The sequence below is a fragment of the Dickeya oryzae genome (assembly GCF_020406815.2).
Lineage (GTDB): Bacteria > Pseudomonadota > Gammaproteobacteria > Enterobacterales > Enterobacteriaceae > Dickeya > Dickeya oryzae.
Genome location: NZ_CP162670.1, coordinates 905,778 through 923,159, shown reverse-complemented (window position 1 = coordinate 923,159; position 17,382 = coordinate 905,778). Strand labels below are relative to the sequence as shown.

Sequence of the window (17,382 nt, the reverse complement as noted above, 5' to 3'; positions counted from 1 at the left end):
CCGTTCTGAGGGTACCCACCATGCACTACCGCGATCAATCATTAGGCGAGCTGGCCATTACCATCCCTCGCGCTACCGCACTGTTCCGTGAATTCAATCTCGATTTTTGTTGCGGCGGCAAACAAACGCTGCTGCGTGCTGCCACCAAGCGGGCGCTGGATATCGATATGCTCGAATCGCGTCTGGCCGACCTGTCAACACAGCCATCCACGGAAAAAGACTGGCAACAGGCCTCTCTTGGCGAAATGATTGTGCACATCATCAGCCGTTTCCACGATCGTCACCGTGCGCAGTTGCCGGAACTGATTCGGATGGCAGAGAAAGTCGAACGCGTACACCACGACAAGCCAGGTTGCCCGATTGGGCTGACGGCTCAACTGACGCTGATTCACGACGATCTGGCACAGCATATGATGAAAGAAGAGCGGATCCTGTTCCCGATGATCCAGTCCGGTATGGGTGCCCAGGCCACTGGGCCGATTTCCGTCATGGAACATGAGCACGACGACGCCGGTCAACAGCTGGAAGTGGTCAAAACCCTCACCAACAACGTGACCCCGCCGGTCGGCGCTTGTACTACCTGGCGTGCGCTATACACCGGTATCAATGAATTTATCGACGACCTGATGGAACATATCCATTTGGAAAACAATCAGTTGTTTCCACGGGCGCTGAAGGGCGAATAACCGCCGTTACCCGCCATGGTGCCGCTAAAAAAACCGTGCTCTGTCAGAGCACGGTTTTTTATTTTAGGGTCGCTATCAATCACGGTTTACCAGCGCGGGCCACCGTGATGAGGGCCGGGGCCCCATCCCCATCCTGGACCACGCGGCCCGGCAGGAACGACATAAACCGGCGGCGGAGGCGGTGCTTCGACCACCACAACTCGGCGTGGCGGCGGGGGCGGTGCATAGTCGTAATATTCGTAATAAACCTGGCGGGCATGGTGGTGGCGACGGGCGTACCAGCTATCCGGGTCACACCACCGATTACCGTCCCAGTAATAGCCACGAGTATCACGATCGCCGATGTGCAAAGACACACCCGGCAGCGACAGACTCAAGCTGTCAGCCTGTGCGGCAGGCATTGCCGACAGCAATAAGCCTGTCACGATGGCACCCAGTAAAAGTGGCTTAATCATATTGTTAACCTCTGATTCACCGCAACGCGGCGGATGAGTCACTTATACGGCGCGCTACCTTCAGTCGCTATCAGAAAATGGCTAAATAATAATAACTTCAGGAAAGCAATTCAGGTCTGGCACCGTTGACTGCAGACCAGTATAAAAAAAGAATCGTCAGCCCACCTTTACCAGGTGTATCTATCAGTTACACCATAGGGTATTGGCATACCGGCATGAGTCATGGGTGGCTAAAAAGCGCTGAGGTGGCGTCATTCACAGCGAACGCTTGCGAGAGGAGTTCTGCCGGGTCACGACGTCCCCGGCAGAGAAAACACTTACAGGATTTCCAGCAGTTCCACTTCAAAAATCAGGGTACTGAACGGAGGAATGGACGCACCCGCGCCACGTTCGCCATACGCCAGATTCTGAGGGATATAGAGTTCCCACTTAGAACCAACCGGCATCAATGTCAGCGCTTCGATCCAACCTGGGATCACGCCGCTAACCGGGAATTCAGCTGGCTGACCGCGCTGTACCGAGCTGTCGAACACGGTGCCGTCAACCAGGCGACCGGTGTAGTGCACCCGCACGCGATCCTGACGGGCCGGAATCGCGCCGTCGCCTTGAGTCAGGACACGGAACTGCAAACCGGATTCGGTGCTGCTCACCCCTTCTTTAGCGGCGTTGGCATCCAGAAAACGCTGGCCTTCAGCCGCCAGTTCACGCTGACGTTCACGACGCACCGCATCTGCCCGCTCATGCACTTCACGCAACGCGCGATGTACCACATCAACCGGCACCGCAGGCGCTTTACCTTCCAGCGCATCGCACAGCCCTGCCAGCAGCGCATCGGGGATCAACCCCTCCAGACCGGATTCCTGCAGTTGTTGACCAATCTGCAGGCCAATGCCGTAGCTTGCCTGCGCTTCGACGCTGTCATAAGAAGGCGTTGTCATGAATGTTCCTTTAATCTAAAAAATATGAAAGTGCAGCATAGCAGTGAGTCGATTGAGGGTAAAACGTTCTGTCGTTATCTTGTTTCGCCGTCGCTCGACCTTGCGTCAAACCGTTCATGTTTACGGCATCAGTTTCCAATGACGGCGGCCTTAACTGGTTATCTGTCACCAATTACCGATATAATTAGGCTGTTTTTACCTTTATACGGTTCTAAGAGAGGTCACCATGGGCAGAATCGCGCCCAGGAGAAAACAATCCAGGAGAGATCAATCCCGGAAAGAGCAATCAACCTGGAATCCCCTGACGTTATGGCAGTCCTGCCTGAACTGGCTGGCCCAACAACGTCAACACAAGGCGATGCCAGATGAACCGGAAGAACGTGCAGAGGAAGCACCCGAGGTTTCCCCGGATCCTGCTCCACGCCACCCGCATCGCAGACGTTCATCCTGGCTGCGGACAGTGTGGCACCTGCCGGATGATTTCAGCTGGATGGAACCGCTGCCCTATTTTCACCGCCGTTGTATTCTGATTCTGTTGTGCTTGCTGTTACTGGTACTGCTGTGGCCGACCCCGCCCTCAGCACCCGCGCCGTTCCGTCAGGTGGAGGTGCCACTCAGCTCGCAGAGTGCGCCGATACAGGCGCAACTGGTGGACCCTAACGCTAACGCCACTGCCACCACCAACCAGACGTCGCGCCCGGCGACATCTGGTGCCCACTGGCAGTCCTACCAAATCGCCTCCGGTCAGACACTGGCTCAGCTATTTCGTGACAATAACCTGCCCGTCAACGATGTGTTTGCTATGGCGCAAGTAGAGGGCCAGAACAAGCCACTCAGCAACTTACGGGCCGGGCAGAATATTCGCCTGCAACTCAATACGCAGGGGATGGTAAGCCAGCTTGAAATCGACACCCCGGATGGTCAGCAAATCCAGTTCACCCGGCAGCAAGACGGCTCTTTTATCCGCGTTCGCTAAGCGTCCACTTGCTCAACCAGAAAATCACGCAAAACCATGGCATGATTTCGCTGCGTATCCCGGCTGCCATACAGCAGTGTTATCGGCCCGTTTTGACGTAACCGCGTGATCAACGGTTGCCACGCGCTATGCTGACGGAGTTCCGCGCGGTACAGCCCAACGAAAGCATCCCACTCGACCGGGTTGGCATGATACCAGCGGCGCAATTCATGACTGGGTGCCACATCTTTAAGCCAGACAACGCCAGCCAGACGAATTTTCGCCACACCGCGCGGCCATAGCCTATCCACCAGAAATGCCGCCGGTTCCATCGGCTGATGTACGTCATAGACGCGCATCAGGTGTATCAAGGCCATATCCCCCTCCTTCTGACTGAATTTATCCGCCCGTTGATCATACTCGCGGGGTGGCGTCACGTCGTGCCTATCCACCATTAACGGATGATCCTCTGCTGAATAGATCCAATTTCTCGCAAATCTCTCTTGACAGGATCGGTCGCTTTGATAAAAACTGCAAACGTTCCCGCAAACGTTTTTTTAATAAATTACACTCGACAGTACCCTATAGAAAAAAAGAGGACGTTATGAAAAACATCAATATCGATTTACGTGGTCTTAACCCAGCGCCAATCACCCCGTTCACCCGTGAAGGGGCCGTCGACTATGCGGCTTGTAAAAAACTAGGCAGTTGGCTGGCTAGCATCGACGGTGTGAAAAGCCTCACCGTGTTAGGGCATGCCGGGGAAGGCACCTTCCTGTCGCAAGACGAGCAAATGAAAGTGATTGAAGCCTTTGCCGAATCAGTAAACGGCGCGATTCCGATTATCGCTGGCATCACGCTGGAAGGGACCGCTGTCGCGGCAGAAGAAGCCAAACGCGCCATCAAAGCCGGTGCATCGGCAGGGTTGCTGTACCCGTCCCACGGTTGGCTGCGTTTCGGTTATCAGAAAGGCGCACCGCAGGATAAATACCGCCATGTGTATGAAGAAAGTGGTCTGCCGCTCATTCTGTTCCAGTATCCCGATGCGACCAAATGTACTTACAACCTGGAAACGATGCTGGATATCGCGGCACAACCCGGCGTATTCGCCATGAAAAATGGGGTGAGAAACATGCGCCGCTGGGACACTGAAATTCCTGTCATCCGCCGCGAACGCCCTGACTTGCAGATCCTGAGTTGCCACGATGAATACCTGCTATCAACCGTATTCGATGTGGATGGCTTCCTGGTCGGTTATGGCAACATTGCTCCCGAACTGCTGGTTGAAATGATTAAAGCGGGTAAGGCGAAAGATTATGCTGCTGCACGCGCCATCCACGATCGCCTGCTGCCGGTGACGAAAAGCGTGTACCACCGTGGTTCTCACATGGAAGGCACAGTGGCATTGAAGCATGCGCTGGTCGCAAGAGGGATCCTGGATCATGCGACAGTGCGTTCCCCGTTAATGCCGTTGGAGGCAGGGGCTGCAGACGAAATCATGACGGCAGTCCGCATGGCGGAGCTTCCTCGCGTTGGCTGATGCGTTCGACGCTCATCTCTACTATCAGCTCAATTATCAGCTCAACTATCAGGGTGCCCGCTTGAACAGGGTACGGGCACCCTGCCATTCTGACCTGACGCGCCCTGTTTGCATGGCCTTGCGCTTCCCTTCACCACATTTGCTCGCGTACCGACCGCCATACCCTGTCGGCACCGCGCCTTGATTCACGTCATAGCGCTATCTGCGGTGTATTACCAAAAATATAGCTAATTCACCGGTGCCACTACATAATAACAGCGTGCAAAACAAGCAATAAAACAGACACACTCCAGACGGCTAAGGGCATCCGGACAGCGTGGATAGCCTCAAATACCGGAGTTTTATCGGGGAGGCTCCCCTACTGACTACGACTAAGGATGACATGGACTCAAACGCATTTTCGCCACCTGGCACCAACCGGAAGCTGAGCAATAAACCGGTCACCCTACAGGACGTGGCAACCGCGGCTGGCGTCAGCGTCTCTACTGTGTCGCGCGTACTGGACGAGCGTCTGCCTCCATCACGCAGTAAAGCCGCCCAACGGGTCAGAGAGGTCGCACAGGAGCTGGGGTACCGACGCGATATTATGGCATCCAGCCTGCGTCGTGGCGGCACCGGTACTATCGGCGTCCTGGTACCGCGTTTAAGCGATATGGTCATGGCGCTTTTATACGAAGCCATTTTCCGCGCCGCAGAACGACACGGTTACTTCACTATCGTCGCCACGTGTGGTGATGACCCGGTACAGGAAAAGCAGGCGGCAGAATCGCTGCTTGACCGCCGGGTTGATGGTTTAATTCTCGCCACCAGCCGACTGGATGACCAGCTACCTGCGGAATTACGCCAGCAGCAGATTCCCCATACACTGGTGTTGCGTACCGATGGCATTAGCCCTTCTGCTACAGGCAACGATGAGCAAGGGGGTTATCTGGCCACTCGTCATCTCATCGATTTAGGACATCGGGATATCGGCCTGATTGCAGGCCCTAATTTCACCTCGGGGGCGCGTGATCGCCGTCTGGGATTTCAACGGGCGATGCAGGAAGCCGGGTTACCAATACGGCCCGAATGGATCCGCGAGTCTGGTTTTGGGATTGAGTCCGGGGAACAACAAGGGCTGGAACTGCTCACTCTTCCACATCGTCCCAGCGCCATTTTTGCGATCAATGATGATCTGGCGATAGGCGTGATGGCGGCAGCGCACCGTGTCGGCCTGACAATTGGTCAAGACCTGTCGCTGGTAGGGTATAACGATATTCCGCTGGTAGCGCGCCTGCCGGTGCCGCTCTCATCAGTCCACGTGCCGCTGGATCATGTCGCCTCACTGGCCGTCGACCTTTTGCTTTCTCCTCCACAAGGCGCTAACACCATCAGTCGGGTTATCCCAAGTCTGATTCCACGCAGCTCCAGCGCGCCATTCAAACGCTGAGCAATGCGCAATGGCCGCTCTGTTCATCAGAGCGGCCTGCTCTCACCGTATTTAGGATAACAGCCGGTGTGGTGATACCAGCGCTGACGGGCGGCCGTAGCCGTTCTCCTCAAACGCACCAGCACCTTCAGGCAAACGGAAGACCGCGACCAATTCAGCCAGACGCGATACTTGCTCTTCCAGTGCATGAGCCGCAGAAGCAGATTCACTGACCATGGAGGCGTTTTGCTGGATGGTCGAATCCATTTCTGTTACCGCACTGCCGATCTGCGAAATACCACGGCTCTGTTCATCAGAGGCCACCGCAATTTCACCCATCAGGTTGTTGACCGAGTTGACCGACCCCACGATTTCATCCATCGTCGTGCCGGCTTTCGTCACCAGACTCGCCCCGACATCCACACGGGAAACCGACTCGGAAATCAGCGCTTCGATCTCTTTGGCCGCCTGGGAACTACGTTGCGCCAGGCTACGCACTTCGCTGGCGACGACCGCAAACCCGCGGCCTTGTTCCCCGGCTCGGGCAGCTTCCACCGCGGCGTTCAACGCCAGAATATTGGTCTGAAACGCGATACTGTTGATGACCGATGTGATATCAGAAATCTTTTTAGAACTACCGGAAATCTCGGACATGGTGCTGACTACTCGCCGGATAATATCGCCCCCCTGATTAGCAATATCTGACGCCTTACCGGTAATCTGACTGGCATGGCGGGCGTTATCGGTATTATTTTTCACCGTTGAGGTCAACTGCTCCATACTGGCGGCCGTTTCCACAATCATGCTGGACTGCTGCTCCGTCCTTGCCGACAGGTCGTTATTACCGGCGCTGATTGCATTCGATGCCCCGGCAACGCGATTAACGCTGTGAAGAATATCCGCCACCAGCTTGCGCAGCCGCACTGTCATATCCATCATGGCATGCGTCAGCATCCCCAACTCGTCATTGCGCTCAATCTTCACCGACATGGATAAATCACCATCCGCGATGGCTTCCGCCAGTTTCAGATTCGACATAATAGGCTGGGTTATCTGGCGGGTTATCGCCCAGGAAATCAGCAAGCCGAACAGTACCGCAATCCCCCCAAGGGTTGTCATCTGCAAGACTGAGCTGTTGATGATGGCGCTATTTTTTGCGTCAATACTCCCGACGATGCTGGCAATATCCGCAGTGAGCTTATCCCCCGTAGCACGGAATTTCGCATCAACAGTCTTCAGGTTGGTCAGGTTATCAAAATACTGTTTGCCCGCACGGCCATAATTGTCGACATAGGCAGCGGTATCCGTCAGCCGGGCTTTTCGTTCACTATCCAGTGCGCTGGCAAAATCGGTATACGCTTTTGTCGCCTCATCGTAATAACGCTGCTGTGTTTTCAATACCTCCGCACTGCCTGTCCGTTGCAGTATCTGCGTACTGTTAGTCAGCTTAACAATGGCCAGCAACATGGCGTCACGCTTTGCCAGCAACGCAGTTTCATCAGGCTTCAGCGTTATGCTACCCAGAGCCTGAGCTAGCTGATTTCCGCTACCGAGCGCATCAATAGCATTATTGGTCTCTTTCACTTTATTTAATGCGGCTTTCTCGGTATCCAGATCCTGCCAGTACTGTTTCATATCCTGATCCAGACTGCTCAGATAGCCAGAATATTCATCTCCCCACGACAGTGACTTGGTTTTATTAATACTCTCGACAATCTGATTATTATAATTCACCAGATTATTGAGATTCGTGTCATCAAAAGAAAAGAAATATTTGATTCTCGCTATCTTAGACTGATCAAGGTAATGATTCATATCATTCATGATCGATGTCTTGATATAAAGGTCTCGAATAGTGAAAAATCGCGTCGCCGCAAACCCTGAGGCGATAATCACTAAAATAAGCACTATCGAGAAACCGCCGTATAGCTTGTGAGACACCTTCATTTTATTCATTATTCTATTAGCCAACCCCATATTGTTCCCCACCCTTGACGGAAAGAAAAACCACACCACATTGTTACAGTATCGGTACGGATTGCGAGACATTAACGATGATGTCATTATTTTGTCTGACACACGAAAAATTGATAACTTTAACGCCAGCAAACGTTAAAATGTGATACACACCACAAACAAGTTACCACTTATAATTATAAATCAATCTGTTTCGGTCGAACATCACACCGCCATAACCTCCTGATAAAACAATATTACTGACAACATCGAGATTAATCGCTTAAAAACAAATAATCCACACACATGATTAAGTAAAAATCCGTTTCATCCTAGCCGAAATAAAAACTGACAACGTGATGCATAAAATCGGTGGGTTTCTCTATTCCCCTGGTCTATCCTCACGTCATACGTGTATGGGTTATATGATTCAATCATTTCATCGTTTCAGGCTTAACGCGCCAGTATGTGACATGGTTCAACTCGCCACGCGTATTATTTAAAATCTAAAATAATTATGCTTCATATTATTTTCTCAGCGCAGGCAAGCACCACTTGGAAAATCACTGCCTGTGATTAGTTAATACTTGCCCCACATTCGCAGGGCAAGCCAGCCATAGACAGTCACCGCTATGGTGATAGCTCCTCCAGAACCTTGCCTTTTGTTTCAATAGCATATCGCAGCGTTACCACACCTCCAATCAGGGCGATTAAGGCGAATGCGACAAACACGTAGCGAATGCCAAAATCACTGACAATAACGCCTACCAAAATAGGGCCAACGGCGGAACCCGCACGCAGCCAGGCACTGCCCAATCCGGTGCCGATAGCACGTAGCCGGGTTGGATAAAGCTCGGAAGAATAGAGGTAGAGAGAAAAAGTAATGGTTTGCAATATGCCGTACCCCACCGTGGCACAGATCAAAATCTGTATTGGGCTGGTCGCTCCTAATACAGTCAATGTAGTCAGCGGAATAATTGCCAATAAAAAAGCAGCAGCATACCAGCGCCTGCGTCCGACTTTATCAATAAACAACGCACAGATAATCGAAGCCAGCACACCAAATGCCGATGTTATCCAGCCGTAAGCCAGCGCTGTTTCGATAGGCAGTCCAAAGACCTTTTTATACAGCGTAGGCAACCAGGTCACCAAACCATTATTGATGGTATAGCCACACACCCATAACGCCCAGATAGTCAATGTTCGCTTGCAGTAAATACCCGAGAACAGCTCACGCCACCCTTGTGAGGCTGCGGTTTTATCCGCAGTCTGGCGAATGACAGGTTCTGCTAGCGAGCCACCGTGGCGAATCACCTCGTCCTCCAGTTTTTTCACCACCACATCGGCTTCAGACAAGCGCCCTTTTGAGGCCAGCCAGCGTGGTGACTCGGGCATAAACCAGCGTAAAGGCACCGTAATGATGGAAGGAATCAACCCCACGATAAACATGGCCTTCCAGCCATAAATCGGCACCAGAAAGTACCCAGCTATCCCGGCAAACATCATGCCTATCGGAAAGATCACTTCATATAACAGAAAGAAACGTCCACGTTTTTTCGCTCCGACGAATTCGTTGATATAAGAACTGGCGACCGGAACTTCAGCCCCAATGCCCACACCTTGCAGGAAACGAAATACCATCATGGATGTACCGCTCCAGGCGAATAGGCAGGATGCATCCATAATAACAAACAGAATAATCGTGATTTTTAATACGCCAAGACGGCCAATTTTTTCTGCCAGAGAGCCAAAAAATACAGCACCGAACAGTTGCCCGACATAACTGGCCGCAATAATCATTCCGATATCCGTCGCGTTGAGCCCCCATTCCGCGGCCAGTTGCGGCATGGCGAACGCGATTGCCAGTACGGTATAAGCATCAAAGAATGTGGAAAGCCCTACGACTACACGGATCGTCATTAACTGGCGGGTGATCGGCATCCGTTCAAGGCGGGCCACCAATTCAGCCTGTGTGGTACCACTAGTAACGACAGTGCTGATGACACCACTCATGGTGCCGACACTCATGTCATGCGTTGACATACGTTTTTCTCCAGAAAGGCTAGTGAGGATGTGCTGTTGCTTGACCAGTCAGGGGGTTTTCTTCGTCTTCCCGCCTACCGGTATGTTCAGCACGCAGTAACAGTCACAGAGGCTATTTCACCGCCCGATAACCGCCGGTGTTACCTGTTGCACTCCCCGTTGCAGCAACGTATGCCCGCCCACACACCGCATTCCCCCTTGTGCTCTGCCGCACAGTGCGTTAACGCGTAATACATAACGCGCCCCATCAATATCACCGCTCTTTCCCGTAGACGGACTGCGGTAGCGCTGCCCCGCCGTTATCGTGATTTTTTTCATAGCGTCCTCTTTTCTCGATGTAGGGTACTTTTAATAAATTATGTAAAACGTTTGCAGGAACGTTTGCATATTTTTCTAATGAAGAGATTATGGGTGTCAAGAAAACGATGAAAATTTCGACAGGGAGTGTGACGACTCTCTATGCCTGATACTTATTCGATCGCAGGATCTCGGGCAGAAGGCATATATGCGAATTGCATCACAGAAAGTTTATTAATTCAGAGACACTGAAGAAAAAGAGGGAATAATTCATTAATTATCAAATGGATAAAAATCACCGCATACCCACAGTACAGGTAGCGGTCGCTGATGCCTGGCTGCTGGAGAAGGCGTCTGCTACAGGATCCAAAGCGATAGGATCACCTCTCGCAGGATCACGCTATAAAATGGAGCGCCTGAAATGCAAAACGCTGGCACAAGGCCAGCGTTTTACGTGTTGCGATGAAGCGGAGTAAAAATTACTCAGCAACAACCACAACGTTCAGCTTAGCGAATACGTCGCTGTGCAGCTGGAAGCTCACTTCGTGCTCGCCCAGTGTGCGCAGAACGCCGTTCGGCAGACGAACTTCGCTTTTCGCTACTTCAACACCGGCAGCGGTCACCGCATCAGCGATGTCGCGAGTACCGATAGAACCGAACAGTTTACCTTCGTCACCCGCTTTAGAAGCGATGGTTACGGAAGCCAGTGCGTTGACTTTCTCAGCGCGAGCTTCAGCAGCAGCCAGAACGTCAGCCAGTTTAGCTTCCAGTTCAGCGCGACGGGCTTCGAAGAACTCAACGTTTTTCTTGGTTGCCGGCACAGCTTTGCCCTGCGGAACCAGGAAGTTACGAGCGTAGCCCGCTTTAACGTTAACCTGATCACCCAGGCTGCCCAGGTTTGCTACTTTATCAAGCAGAATAACTTGCATTACCTTATCCTCTCAAAGTCTCGTTAATGGACAGTGGCCGATTACTGATGACGATCAGTGTACGGCAACAAAGACAGGTAGCGCGCACGCTTGATAGCGCGGGCCAGCTGACGCTGGTATTTTGCACGGGTGCCGGTGATACGGCTCGGTACAATTTTACCACTTTCAGTGATGTAGTTTTTCAGCGTTGCGATGTCTTTATAGTCAATCTCTTGAACGCCTTCCGCGGTGAAACGGCAGAACTTGCGACGACGGAAATAACGTGCCATTTGGCTAGTCTCCAGAATCAATCAATTCAATCTGCTCGGCATGCAGCACCAACTTACTGAGGCCATTGCGCCCTTGGTGGCAACTAATGAACCCCTGAACTCTGAGTTGCATACCGACCGTTATACTGTGGGTAAATGCCTGTGACGGATGTCCACTGACAATCACGGGCATACGGCACCATGCTTGTCGGCTGAGTCCGGCTTCTTCCTGCACTGAGCGGTGCTCAAGCACAAACTGGCAGTGAGGAATGCCTGACGGACTGACTTTTCGAATGGGTGTCTTGCACACCGTGCCCGACAACACCAGCCGATTAACCGTCACCACAACAATTACTCTTCAGAATCCCCAACTTCAGCATCATCATCAGCTTCAGCGTATTCGTCACGACGCTCACGGCGTTCGTCTTTCGCTTTCACCATCGGAGATGCTTCAGTTACCGCGTGCTTAACGCGCATAACCATGCTGCGGATAACGGCGTCGTTGAAGCGGAAGTTAGTTTCCAGCTCATCGATCACTTCCTGCGGTGCTTCAACGTTCATCAGAACGTAGTGAGCTTTGTGCAGTTTGTTGATCGGGTAAGCCAGCTGACGGCGGCCCCAGTCTTCCAGACGGTGGATCTTGCCTTCCGCTGCTGTGATAGCACCGGTGTAACGCTCGATCATGCCCGGAACCTGTTCGCTCTGGTCAGGATGAACCATAAAAACGATTTCGTAATGACGCATCGAATTGCTCCTTACGGATTATTCAGCCTCCTGTCAGGGTCAGCCGCGGCCCATGGAAGCAAGGAACGTGTTGTGTGTACGGCTGAAAAAATGACGCGTAATTATAATGACGCCCTCATGGGAAAACAAGCGATATTGCCAGTCAGCCTCACAAAGAGAAAAACAGCGCAGCCAAAGGGGAAAATCAAAGCGAACGCGCGAAGAAATCCGCCCCGGCCTGCAAGGCGGTCGGGGTAATCTTGTGGCCGATGCCGATCTCCGTCAGGTAGGTCACATGCTGACTGGTGTTGCGAGCGGTCAGTTCCCGGTACAAACGTTCGCTCTGCGAGGCCGGAACCAGTTCATCAGCCAGGCCATGCCAAAGCAGGAGTGGCCGGTCGGATACCTTATCCAACTGATGACCCACATCATACGGTGCCACACGTTCCGCCAGCGCCTGTAACTGCGCCTGCGCTCCCGGTTCACCTGGTGTCACCGGTGGAAACAGCGTCTGCGATAACGACGAAAAATAGCCAGCGCCCATAAAGCAGGCCGCTGATTTCAGCCAGGGGTATTGCGTCATCGCCGCCAGCGCCGTCATGCCGCCCATCGACGCACCACAAATCCCGACTCTGTCGCCATCAATCAACGCCTGTTCTCGACACCAGGCCAGATAGCGGGGCAATTCCTGCACATTAGTCAGTAATATGTCCCAGAAACAACGCCAGCGCCGCGCCTCATCGCCGTCAAAGCGCCCACCATGCATCAGCGCATCCGGCGCGATAACCCGAAAGCCGGCCTTTGCCAACGCGTAGGCGAAATACGAGTAAACTTCTTTGGAGGAGGTGTAGCCATGAAAGAAGAAAATGGTGGGTAAAGGCCGCGTCCTGCCGCCAGAAGGAAAGGCATGCAGCACGTCGATGCCTGAAACATCCTCGATTCCCATTTCTACCATTATCATCTCCTTTTCTTCATTGATTAACAGGTAAAACCGTCAGGAACGCCTACAATTGTTTTGTATGCCATTTAACCACTGGCAGTCTCTGGGGACATATAAAGACAGTTCGCAATGATCTTGATCAATTTAGTTACAAAAGTATCGATTGGTGTAAAATCTGGCGCTTTTTTGCCGTTAACGGCAGTAATCAATCCCCAATCACGTCTCATACCATACTAAAGAGAATAATCATGCAGCTTGCTTTTAGACGCTGGAGCCTTGGTGTCAAACTTTCAGTCATTGCCTCCCTGAGTGTGGCTGTGCTGTTTATTGCATTCAGCCTCAGCCTGACGCGCTCAGCCGGTGAGAAACTGGAATCATTGACAATGCATGACATGGACAGTCAGGTTGTGGGTATTACCGATATGATAGCCCTGTACGACGCCAGCCTGCAGTCGGGTGTCGACAGCTATACCAATCTGTTTGCCAGCTTTCTGCCTTCTCGTTTTACCGTTGATAATCAGGCCCGCCTGCCTGTCGGTAGTACAACTGCCCCGACACTGAAATCCGGCGATACCGTTCTCAACATGAACACCGCCATTACCGACGACTTTCTCAGTCGAACTGGTGCGATTTCTACCATTTTCGTACGCGATGGCGACGACTTCATGCGTATCACCACCTCGTTAAAAAAGGAAGACGGCTCACGTGCCATCGGCACTAAACTGGACCGCGCCAGCCCGGCATTCGCGCCCGTTTCCAGCAACAAATCGTTCAGCGGACTGGCGGTGCTCTTCGGCAAACAATATATCACCCAATACAAGCCGGTCACCGACGCCACCGGTAACGTCATCGCCATTCTGTTCGTGGGGATTGATATCAGCAAAGAATTTGCCCTGATGCAAAAACGCATCCTGGATAAACGCATCGGCGATAGCGGCCATTTTATTGCGCTCAGCACAGCGGGTGCGACGGCAGGCAACTATCTGGTTCATCCAACGCTTCGTGGACAAAAGCCGGGCTGGTCTGGCGACACGCTGCAACAAGTGCTGAAAAATGACAGCGGCAGGCTGGAATACGAAGACAGCAACCTGAGCGGCGATGATCGTACCCAGGTGATGGTGTATCACAATGTACCGCAATGGAAATGGGTTGTCGTCGGCACCATTAGCAAAGCCAGTCTGTTGGCCGAAATCAATACCATCCGCAATATGTTTCTGGGCGGTGGTATTGCACTGGTAGTGCTGTTTGCCGTGTTCTTCGTCTACCTTACCCGTCGCTGGTTAAGCCGACCACTGGACGAGGTGGTCAAAGTGGCAGAACAGTTCGCGGCCGGGAATCTGCAAGCCACGCTCACGACTCGGAGCCAGGATGAAGTGGGTCGGCTGGTCGATGCCATCAACGGCATGGGACATGGCCTGACCCGGCTGGTATCTCAGGTACGCGACGCCGCCGAAGAGATCGTCGTCGGTACGGACGTGCTGGCCGAAGACAGCGGCAACATCAGCGAGCAAATTTCCCGTCAGGCCAGCAGTGTGGAAGAAACCTCCGCCACCATGGAACAACTGGCATCGACGGTAAAACAGAATGCCGACAACGTTTCTACCGTCAAAGGTCTGGCGGCACAAAGCGCCAGCGCCGCCCAAAATGGCAGCAAAACGGTCACCGACTCTGTGGAAACGATGAGCGAAATCAAACGCTCATCGCAGAAAATTGCCGATATCACCACCACCATCCAGTCGATCGCCTTTCAGACCAACATTCTGGCGCTCAACGCCGCCGTCGAAGCCTCACGCGCAGGCGAACACGGTAAAGGCTTCGCGGTGGTCGCCGCCGAAGTACGCTCGCTGGCCCAGCGTAGCTCTTCAGCGGTAAAAGAAATCGAAGCACTGATTGCCGAATCACTGCATCAGGTCGAAACCGGTTACCACTTCTCGGAAAAAACCCGTGCAGCGATGGATGACTTACTGCAACGTATTCAGCAGGTCAGCACCATCATTAACGATATTGATATCGCCTCACATGAGCAGGCTCTGGGCATCGAGCAGGTCAATATGGCTATCAATCAGATCGGGCAGGCTATCCACCAGAACGCCTCGTTGGTACAAAACTCGGAAAGCACGGCTCAAGGGCTACGTGAGAAAGGCCACCACTTGAGCGATGTGGTCAGCGTATTCCGCATTCATCACTGATGCTGTCATGACCTTCGCCTCTGACCGGCGAAGGTCGCGTCACCCCCGGCCCCGTTTACACGTCAACACACCTCAACGGTATCCCTGTTTGCTTCAAGGCGTTACACTATTCTCGCCCGGTACAGAACGCTGATTCAGCGCGTTATTAACGTGTGCCGGATGAATTTATCGCGTATCGGACTGAATGGAGCACCGCGTTATGGCTTGCCTGTCATGGTTATTCAGACTGACGCCGCTACACAGAGTGTGGTTGGGCGCGGCGCTGTCGATGCTGCTAAGTAGTTGTGCGATGCTGGCTGGTAAGCCGGTTCCACCGCCACCACCGACGCAGCAGGCGGTAGAAGTGTCCAGAGAGCAAAGCTACCTGTTGGAAAAAACCGGTTCTGTCTCGGTGAATGTCCGCGGGACTCTCGATGATGCAGTAGAAGAAATCGCCCGTGAGGCCAACGCACGCGGTATGCCTTACTACCGTGTGGTCAACCTGACGCAAGACGAGCATGTGCGACAGGACAACTGGCACGGCTATGCGGTATTCTATCGTCCCTTGCCTACCGCTCGCCCATAGTCATTCAGGCACAATAAGAGCCTATCCCATTAGGGCTATTTCACTGGTTTCACTGGTTTCACTGGTTTCACTGGCCATTTTGGCCCTGGGCAGTGCTCGAAATCCTCACGTACTACGTGTACGCTCCGGGTTACTCGCTGCGCTCGCCCGTTGGGCCGGACAAAGTGCTTTGTCCGTTCAACATGCAACGCATGTTGTCTGCGCGCTGTCCGTGTCCAAACTGGCTACGCCAATAACGCCTACTGGGATAGGCTCTAAGTACCCTAAAGAACGTTAAGAGGATGAAGGATGAAAACAAAGATTGCCGCCATCGCCCTGTTACTACTGACAAGCGGCCTGAGTGGCACCGCGCTGGCTTCAGAATACCCATGCCGCAGCACGGAATGGAATGAGTGGATAGAGTCGATAGTCAATACGCGCGCCGTGCTGGGTGATGTCGATGTAGGCTCACAGGTTTGGCAGCAGGCAGTGGAAAGCCGATTACCTGCCACCTCCTGGCCGTCACGCAATTCGGTATTGTGGTGCGCGGCGGTAGAACAGAAAATCGCCAGCCTGAAGAAATAACGCATCATCTCCCGGCAAGCCAGCTATCCCATCGTTAGATGCCGTCAGCCGGGAACACATCGTTTTTATCATATGACGGCATTTTTTATTTTCGTGTAACCGTTTCGTGTGACCGTACTGCAGCGTGTTAGCACACACCCGGTCACACGACATCACGCTACCTTGCGCGATGGCTCACATAGCGCGCTGGCGTACCGCTTCAAACAGACAAATACCGGTCGCCACGGAAACATTCAGCGATGACACGCTTCCTGCCATCGGAATACTGATCAGCTCGTCGCAGTGTTCGCGCGTCAGGCGACGCATGCCTTCCCCTTCTGCGCCCATCACCAGCGCCAGCGGGCCGGTCAGTTTACTTTGGTACAAGGTGTGATCCGCTTCGCCCGCCGTACCGACGATCCAGATATTCTGCTCCTGCAGGAAACGCAACGTGCGTGCCAGATTGGTCACGCGGATCAACGGAACGGTTTCCGCCGCGCCACAGGCCACTTTCTTCGCGGTCGCATTCAGTTGAGCGGAGCGATCTCGCGGCACAATCACCGCATGGACGCCAGCGGCATCAGCGCTACGCAGGCACGCGCCCAGGTTATGAGGGTCAGTCACGCCATCCAGCACCAACAGGAACGGCGTCGCGTGTGATGCCAGCAACCCCGGCAAGTCGTTTTCCTGATACTGACGCCCTTCTTTTACCCGGGCGATGATCCCCTGATGGACCGCACCTTCCACCTTGTCATCCAGCCACTGACGACTGGCGACCTGCACCGCAATGCCGCTGGCTTCCAGCTCGGCTATCAGCGGTTGCAGGCGACGGTCTTCACGCCCTTTCAGGGTGAACACTTCCAGAAAACGTTGAGGGTCTTGTTCCAGCAGTGCTTTCACCGCATGGATGCCGTAAATAATTTCGCTCATTACTACTCTTCAATAATACGCTTGAGACGGGTTAACA

At 53.1% G+C, this 17,382-nt stretch carries 19 protein-coding genes; 7 read left to right on the top strand and 12 right to left on the bottom strand.

Translation table 11 applies throughout. From position 1 onward, the window contains the following. Positions 1–20: 20 nt before the first annotated feature. A complete protein-coding gene (gene ytfE / locus LF929_RS03910) occupies positions 21–686 on the top strand; it encodes an iron-sulfur cluster repair protein YtfE (RefSeq protein WP_038908919.1) in 666 nt (221 codons plus the stop codon). An 86-nt stretch (positions 687–772) separates the two neighbouring features. On the opposite strand, the gene LF929_RS03905 is transcribed toward ytfE, so the two are convergent. Together LF929_RS03905 and fklB are read right to left on the bottom strand one after the other, a co-directional pair. After that, on the bottom strand, positions 773–1,141 hold the full coding sequence (locus LF929_RS03905) for a DUF2502 domain-containing protein (RefSeq protein WP_016940458.1): 369 nt from the start codon (positions 1,139–1,141) through the stop codon (positions 773–775). Positions 1,142–1,458: 317 nt separating this feature from the next. Beyond that, positions 1,459–2,079, bottom strand: a complete 621-nt coding sequence (gene fklB / locus LF929_RS03900; protein ID WP_019843519.1) for an FKBP-type peptidyl-prolyl cis-trans isomerase — start codon at positions 2,077–2,079, stop codon at positions 1,459–1,461. A 226-nt stretch (positions 2,080–2,305) separates the two neighbouring features. On the opposite strand from fklB, the gene LF929_RS03895 reads away from it, so the two are divergent. Further along, on the top strand, positions 2,306–3,055 hold the full coding sequence (locus tag LF929_RS03895) for a LysM-like peptidoglycan-binding domain-containing protein (RefSeq protein WP_210174530.1): 750 nt from the start codon (positions 2,306–2,308) through the stop codon (positions 3,053–3,055). Here LF929_RS03895 and LF929_RS03890 read toward each other — a convergent pair. Further along, entirely contained in the window at positions 3,052–3,411 is a 360-nt protein-coding gene (locus LF929_RS03890; RefSeq protein ID WP_210174531.1) for a DUF488 domain-containing protein, read from the bottom strand. The genes LF929_RS03895 and LF929_RS03890 overlap by 4 nt on opposite strands. A gap of 227 nt (positions 3,412–3,638) precedes the next feature. On the opposite strand from LF929_RS03890, the gene LF929_RS03885 reads away from it, so the two are divergent. Next, complete coding sequence (locus tag LF929_RS03885) at positions 3,639–4,574, top strand: dihydrodipicolinate synthase family protein (RefSeq protein ID WP_210174532.1); 936 nt, start codon at positions 3,639–3,641, stop codon at positions 4,572–4,574. Between the two features lie 382 nt (positions 4,575–4,956). Next, positions 4,957–6,003 (top strand): LacI family DNA-binding transcriptional regulator, encoded by a 1,047-nt coding sequence (locus LF929_RS03880; protein WP_038908926.1) that lies wholly within the window; start codon positions 4,957–4,959, stop codon positions 6,001–6,003. Positions 6,004–6,054: 51 nt separating this feature from the next. On the opposite strand, the gene LF929_RS03875 is transcribed toward LF929_RS03880, so the two are convergent. The 8 genes from LF929_RS03875 to yjfP form a co-directional block, all read right to left on the bottom strand. Beyond that, complete coding sequence (locus tag LF929_RS03875) at positions 6,055–7,929, bottom strand: methyl-accepting chemotaxis protein (RefSeq protein ID WP_226092531.1); 1,875 nt, start codon at positions 7,927–7,929, stop codon at positions 6,055–6,057. 639 nt (positions 7,930–8,568) lie between these two features. Then, positions 8,569–9,951 carry an MFS transporter gene (locus LF929_RS03870; RefSeq protein WP_193744525.1) on the bottom strand — a complete coding sequence of 461 codons (1,383 nt, stop codon included), beginning with the start codon at positions 9,949–9,951 and terminating at the stop codon, positions 8,569–8,571. A gap of 147 nt (positions 9,952–10,098) precedes the next feature. Continuing rightward, entirely contained in the window at positions 10,099–10,299 is a 201-nt protein-coding gene (locus tag LF929_RS03865) for a hypothetical protein (RefSeq protein ID WP_152490401.1), read from the bottom strand. Positions 10,300–10,757: 458 nt separating this feature from the next. Next, positions 10,758–11,207: a 50S ribosomal protein L9 gene (gene rplI, locus LF929_RS03860; RefSeq protein WP_016940467.1), complete on the bottom strand. Its 450-nt coding sequence runs from the start codon at positions 11,205–11,207 to the stop codon at positions 10,758–10,760. 41 nt (positions 11,208–11,248) lie between these two features. Then, positions 11,249–11,476, bottom strand: coding sequence for a 30S ribosomal protein S18 (gene rpsR, locus LF929_RS03855; RefSeq protein ID WP_000135199.1), 228 nt, complete (start codon positions 11,474–11,476; stop codon positions 11,249–11,251). Positions 11,477–11,480: 4 nt separating this feature from the next. Next, entirely contained in the window at positions 11,481–11,801 is a 321-nt protein-coding gene (gene priB / locus LF929_RS03850) for a primosomal replication protein N (RefSeq protein WP_038908928.1), read from the bottom strand. A 5-nt stretch (positions 11,802–11,806) separates the two neighbouring features. After that, positions 11,807–12,199 (bottom strand): 30S ribosomal protein S6, encoded by a 393-nt coding sequence (gene rpsF, locus LF929_RS03845; RefSeq protein ID WP_016940468.1) that lies wholly within the window; start codon positions 12,197–12,199, stop codon positions 11,807–11,809. 184 nt (positions 12,200–12,383) lie between these two features. After that, complete coding sequence (gene yjfP / locus LF929_RS03840) at positions 12,384–13,133, bottom strand: esterase (RefSeq protein WP_226092488.1); 750 nt, start codon at positions 13,131–13,133, stop codon at positions 12,384–12,386. 233 nt (positions 13,134–13,366) lie between these two features. Between yjfP and LF929_RS03835 the strand changes: the two genes are divergently transcribed. From LF929_RS03835 to LF929_RS03825, 3 genes are all read left to right on the top strand, one after another. Further along, positions 13,367–15,307: a methyl-accepting chemotaxis protein gene (locus LF929_RS03835; RefSeq protein ID WP_226092489.1), complete on the top strand. Its 1,941-nt coding sequence runs from the start codon at positions 13,367–13,369 to the stop codon at positions 15,305–15,307. 199 nt (positions 15,308–15,506) lie between these two features. Then, positions 15,507–15,872, top strand: coding sequence for a biofilm peroxide resistance protein BsmA (gene bsmA / locus LF929_RS03830; protein ID WP_226092490.1), 366 nt, complete (start codon positions 15,507–15,509; stop codon positions 15,870–15,872). A 288-nt stretch (positions 15,873–16,160) separates the two neighbouring features. Further along, positions 16,161–16,436, top strand: coding sequence for a hypothetical protein (locus LF929_RS03825; RefSeq protein WP_226092491.1), 276 nt, complete (start codon positions 16,161–16,163; stop codon positions 16,434–16,436). A 174-nt stretch (positions 16,437–16,610) separates the two neighbouring features. On the opposite strand, the gene rlmB is transcribed toward LF929_RS03825, so the two are convergent. Beyond that, positions 16,611–17,345, bottom strand: coding sequence for a 23S rRNA (guanosine(2251)-2'-O)-methyltransferase RlmB (gene rlmB, locus LF929_RS03820; protein ID WP_226092492.1), 735 nt, complete (start codon positions 17,343–17,345; stop codon positions 16,611–16,613). Positions 17,346–17,382 lie beyond the last annotated feature (37 nt).

Bases quoted from the DNA above. Each gene is read 5' to 3' on its own strand.
- rlmB (WP_226092492.1), bottom strand. From the start codon at position 17,345: ATGAGCGAAATTATTTACGGCATCCATGCGGTGAAAGCACTGCTGGAA.
- LF929_RS03835 (WP_226092489.1), top strand. From the start codon at position 13,367: ATGCAGCTTGCTTTTAGACGCTGGAGCCTTGGTGTCAAACTTTCAGTC.
- rpsF (WP_016940468.1), bottom strand. From the start codon at position 12,199: ATGCGTCATTACGAAATCGTTTTTATGGTTCATCCTGACCAGAGCGAA.
- ytfE (WP_038908919.1), top strand. From the start codon at position 21: ATGCACTACCGCGATCAATCATTAGGCGAGCTGGCCATTACCATCCCT.
- LF929_RS03905 (WP_016940458.1), bottom strand. From the start codon at position 1,141: ATGATTAAGCCACTTTTACTGGGTGCCATCGTGACAGGCTTATTGCTG.
- fklB (WP_019843519.1), bottom strand. From the start codon at position 2,079: ATGACAACGCCTTCTTATGACAGCGTCGAAGCGCAGGCAAGCTACGGC.
- rplI (WP_016940467.1), bottom strand. From the start codon at position 11,207: ATGCAAGTTATTCTGCTTGATAAAGTAGCAAACCTGGGCAGCCTGGGT.
- bsmA (WP_226092490.1), top strand. From the start codon at position 15,507: ATGGCTTGCCTGTCATGGTTATTCAGACTGACGCCGCTACACAGAGTG.
- LF929_RS03870 (WP_193744525.1), bottom strand. From the start codon at position 9,951: ATGAGTGGTGTCATCAGCACTGTCGTTACTAGTGGTACCACACAGGCT.
- LF929_RS03825 (WP_226092491.1), top strand. From the start codon at position 16,161: ATGAAAACAAAGATTGCCGCCATCGCCCTGTTACTACTGACAAGCGGC.
- LF929_RS03890 (WP_210174531.1), bottom strand. From the start codon at position 3,411: ATGGCCTTGATACACCTGATGCGCGTCTATGACGTACATCAGCCGATG.
- LF929_RS03875 (WP_226092531.1), bottom strand. From the start codon at position 7,929: ATGAAGGTGTCTCACAAGCTATACGGCGGTTTCTCGATAGTGCTTATT.
- LF929_RS03880 (WP_038908926.1), top strand. From the start codon at position 4,957: ATGGACTCAAACGCATTTTCGCCACCTGGCACCAACCGGAAGCTGAGC.
- LF929_RS03865 (WP_152490401.1), bottom strand. From the start codon at position 10,299: ATGAAAAAAATCACGATAACGGCGGGGCAGCGCTACCGCAGTCCGTCT.
- yjfP (WP_226092488.1), bottom strand. From the start codon at position 13,133: ATGGTAGAAATGGGAATCGAGGATGTTTCAGGCATCGACGTGCTGCAT.
- rpsR (WP_000135199.1), bottom strand. From the start codon at position 11,476: ATGGCACGTTATTTCCGTCGTCGCAAGTTCTGCCGTTTCACCGCGGAA.
- LF929_RS03895 (WP_210174530.1), top strand. From the start codon at position 2,306: ATGGGCAGAATCGCGCCCAGGAGAAAACAATCCAGGAGAGATCAATCC.
- LF929_RS03885 (WP_210174532.1), top strand. From the start codon at position 3,639: ATGAAAAACATCAATATCGATTTACGTGGTCTTAACCCAGCGCCAATC.